4 protein-coding genes, 1 pseudogene and 1 riboswitch are annotated in these 3,454 nt (G+C 64.9%); all 5 genes and pseudogenes read right to left on the bottom strand.

Going from position 1 to position 3,454, the window contains the following annotated elements:
* Positions 1–185 (bottom strand): annotated as a pseudogene (locus AB3X43_RS04995) (amino acid ABC transporter permease); the annotation flags it as partial.
* 38 nt (positions 186–223) lie between these two features.
* Positions 224–1,114, bottom strand: coding sequence for an amino acid ABC transporter substrate-binding protein (locus tag AB3X43_RS04990; RefSeq protein WP_369428769.1), 891 nt, complete (start codon positions 1,112–1,114; stop codon positions 224–226).
* Between the two features lie 74 nt (positions 1,115–1,188).
* Positions 1,189–2,037: a transporter substrate-binding domain-containing protein gene (locus AB3X43_RS04985; RefSeq protein ID WP_369428770.1), complete on the bottom strand. Its 849-nt coding sequence runs from the start codon at positions 2,035–2,037 to the stop codon at positions 1,189–1,191.
* A 256-nt stretch (positions 2,038–2,293) separates the two neighbouring features.
* Positions 2,294–2,863, bottom strand: a complete 570-nt coding sequence (locus AB3X43_RS04980) for a TMEM165/GDT1 family protein (protein WP_369428768.1) — start codon at positions 2,861–2,863, stop codon at positions 2,294–2,296.
* Positions 2,864–2,936: 73 nt separating this feature from the next.
* A riboswitch (yybP-ykoY riboswitch) is annotated at positions 2,937–3,073 on the bottom strand.
* Positions 3,074–3,098: 25 nt separating this feature from the next.
* A complete protein-coding gene (locus AB3X43_RS04975; RefSeq protein ID WP_369428767.1) occupies positions 3,099–3,440 on the bottom strand; it encodes a YegP family protein in 342 nt (113 codons plus the stop codon).
* Between the last annotated feature and the right edge of the window lie 14 nt (positions 3,441–3,454).

Genomic DNA, 3,454 nt, shown 5'->3' with positions numbered 1-3,454 from the left:
ATGCCCATGAGCACCCCGAACACCAGCGCCACGATCAGCGCCAGCGCCGACACCGAGGCCGTCCAGCCCCAGGCCGACAACAGCCAGTCGAGGTAGGTGATGTCGCCGTGGTCGCCGAAGCAGCGCGGCACGACCTCGCCATCGACCGTGTTCTTGCAGAAGACCTGCCAGTCCCAATTCGCCAAGGGGTTCTCCTCGTGGTGGTGTCAACGTGCCGGGGGCATCACTTCTTCGCGTAATCCTCGGCCGGCTTGTCGTTGGGGTTCACCCAGGCCGCCTTGGTGGCTTCGCTCAGCGGCAGGCCGACGCGGGTGTTCGCAGGCGGGATCGGCTGCAGGAACCACTTGTCATACAGCTTGGCCAGCTCGCCGCTCTTCATCATGGCCTTGATGCTGTCGTCCACCGCGGCCTTGAAGGGCGCGTCGTCCTTGGCCAGCATGCAGGCGATCGGCTCGACGTTGAGCACTTCGCCGACGATCTTGTAGTCGGCCGGATTCTTCGACTTGGCGATGCTGCCGGCCAGGATCTGGCCGTCCATCACGAACGCGTCGGCGCGGCCCGATTCGAGCAGCAGGAAGCTGTCGGCGTGGTCCTTGCCGAAGAGTTCCTTGAAGTCCATGCCCGTGGCCTTCTCGTGCTTGCGCAGCAGCTGCACCGAGGTGGTGCCGGTGGTGGTGGCCACGTTGCGGCCGTTGAGCTGCGCGATGCCGGTGATGCCCGAGTTGGCCTTGACGGCGATGCGGACTTCCTCGACATAGGTCGTCACGGCAAACGCCACCTGCTTCTGGCGCGCTGCATTGTTGGTGGTGGAGCCGCACTCCAGGTCCACGGTGCCGTTCTCGATCAGCGGAATGCGGTTCTGCGAGGTGACCGGCTGGTATTTGATCGCCAGCGCGGACAGGCCCAGCTTCTTGCGCAGGTCGGCGCTGATGTGTTCGGCCATTTCGGTGTGGAAGCCGACGTACTTGCCATCACCCAGCGTGTACGACAGCGCGCCCGACGATTCGCGCACGCCCAGCGTGATCGTGCCGCTGTCCTTGATCTTCTTGAGTGTGTCGGCCTGGGCGGTGCCCAGAGCCAGCAGGGCGGCGATAACCAGCAGCGATTTCTTCATGGGAGTTCCTTCTTCAATAGTGCAGTGCGATATGCAGTCAGGGATGAACCAGCCCGCCAGGGCCGACACACGCATCAGCCCAGCGGCCGATCATTGGGTTTCTTGTACAGCTCCAGCAGCGCCGGAGACGGAGGCCAGTTCAGGTTGAGTCCCTTGGGCGGGATCGGCCCCTGGAACCACCGGTTGTAGATCTTCAGCGCCTCGCCCGAGCGCATCAGCTCGCTCAGGCCACGGTCGACCACCGCCTTGAACGCCGGATCGCCGCGCCGCATCATGCAGGCATAGGCCTCGGTCGACATGGGGGTTCCTACCACCATCCAGTCGTCCGGGCGCACGGCCTTGGCGCGTTCGCCATATAGCAGCGCGTCGTCCATCATGAAGGCGTCGGCCTTGCCGGACTCCAGCACCAGGAAGGACTCGCCGTGGTCGCGCGCCGGCAGGATGGTCATGCGCAGACCGTTGCGTTCGGTATAGGTGCGCAGCAGCCGCTCGGAAGTAGTGCCTGCGGTGACGACGACGGACTTGCCGGCCAGATCGGGGAAGTCCTGGATGCCGGAGCCACGGTGCGTCATCAACCGCGTACCGGCAATGAAGAAGGTGGTGGAAAACGCCACCTGGCGCGCACGCTCGGTGTTGTGGGTGGTCGAGCCGCATTCCAGGTCGACCGTCCCGTTGCGCACGAGCGGGATCCGGTTCTGTGCCGTGACCGGGATCAGCTTGATGGTCAGCGCGGGCAGCTTCAGTTCGGCCTTGATGGTGTCGAGCAGCCGCAGCATCAGCTCGTGCGAATACCCCACCACCTGCTTGCGTTGGTCGTAGTAGGAGAACGGCACCGACGACTCGCGGTGCCCGAGGTTGATCGTGCCGGTCTCGGCGATCTTGCGCAGCGTATCGGCCTCTTGCGCCAGCACAGCACGGCCCATCAGCCCAGCGCAGGCCACCAGCGCCACCTGCACGAACCGTGCAAGGTGGATCCATCGCGGGCGAATCAGGTCAGCAAGGACAGCCATGCCCGGTCAGTTGCACAGGTCGTGCCAGCGTGCACATTCCGCAGTCCGGCAGCCTGTCGGACCCAAGTGCTTGATTTGAAAAGGTGTCCGGACAGAGCGGGCCTGCCCGGGACCGGCTATCCGTCACCGCTCCGCGTCAGAGATCGGATTTCCGTCAGACCAGGTCAGGTCAGAACAGGCGCCCGACATTGAACAAGGTCAGCACGCCCAGCACCGCGAAGATGCCCGCCGCAATGGCGTGGACCAGCCGCATCGGGATCGCGCGGGCGGCCCGGTCTCCCAGCAGCACCGCAGGCACATTCGCCAGCATCATGCCGAAGGTGGTCCCGGCGACGACCTGGAACAAGTCGCTGTAGCGCGCAGCCAGCGCCACGGTGGCGATCTGGGTCTTGTCGCCCATCTCGGCGAGGAAGAAGGCAATCACGGTGGTGCCGAAGACCCCGAACCGCTGCGTGCTGCCTTCGGCATCATCGATCTCATCGGGCACCAGCATCCACGCGGCCATCGCGAGAAAGGACACGCCGATGACCCAGCGCAGCAGATCCGGCCCAAGAAAGCGCGCGACCGTCTCGCCGACCACACCGGCCAGCGCATGGTTGCACACGGTCGCCACGAAGATGCCGAGGATGATCGGCACCGGTCGGCGAAAGCGCGCCGCCAGCAGCAGGGCCAGCAACTGGGTCTTGTCACCGATTTCGCCGAGGGCGACGACGCCAGTGGAGATGAGAAAGGGTTCCATTGAAACTGCTCCAGGGCCGGCGATACAGACAGGGCATGACCACGTCTCCAGCCGGCCCGACCGGTGGAGGCATGGTCATCAGTCTGGCCAGACCCGAAGCGCGTCCGAGGGCACGGCTTCGATGCTGCCGATGCCAGGACCATGAGGGTCCAGTGTGTTGACATCGGCCCCTGCCAGGCGGCAGGGCGGCTACTCCCCGATGACGGGAAGCGGCGATTGTAGCGGTACGGCCCCGTCAGGCCTCGACCGTCAGATCCTTGAGCACAGCGTCGGCACCATTGCGCGTGACCGACTGGATGCCGTTTTCCATCGCGGCCGCCGACGAATACATCTCGCTCTGACCGATGATCTGGCCATTGCCGGCCAGGAGCACGAAGTACGGCTCGCCGGCCTTGGAGGTGCGCCGGTCGAAGCGTGCTTCCAGCTGGCTGTTGGTGCGCACGGATTCGATGCCATTCAGCGCCGACGCCTTGCTGGCGTAGGACTGGCTGGTGAGGATGGTCTGGTGATTGCCCGCCTTGAGCGAGAAGCGGAACTGGTCCTGGCCAGCGGCCTTGAGTTCGAACGTACCTGCCATGATGGCGACTCCTT

Origin of the sequence: Sphaerotilus sp. (assembly GCF_041083715.1) — a bacterium.
Lineage (GTDB): Bacteria > Pseudomonadota > Gammaproteobacteria > Burkholderiales > Burkholderiaceae_C > Sphaerotilus.
The sequence above is the reverse complement of the archived record's forward strand: the minus strand, read 5'-3'. Positions and strand labels throughout refer to the sequence as shown.

Excerpts from the sequence above, each read along its gene's own strand:
- AB3X43_RS04990 (WP_369428769.1), bottom strand. The coding sequence starts at position 1,114 with ATGAAGAAATCGCTGCTGGTTATCGCCGCCCTGCTGGCTCTGGGCACC.
- AB3X43_RS04985 (WP_369428770.1), bottom strand. The coding sequence starts at position 2,037 with ATGGGCCGTGCTGTGCTGGCGCAAGAGGCCGATACGCTGCGCAAGATC.
- AB3X43_RS04980 (WP_369428768.1), bottom strand. The coding sequence starts at position 2,863 with ATGGAACCCTTTCTCATCTCCACTGGCGTCGTCGCCCTCGGCGAAATC.
- AB3X43_RS04975 (WP_369428767.1), bottom strand. The coding sequence starts at position 3,440 with ATGGCAGGTACGTTCGAACTCAAGGCCGCTGGCCAGGACCAGTTCCGC.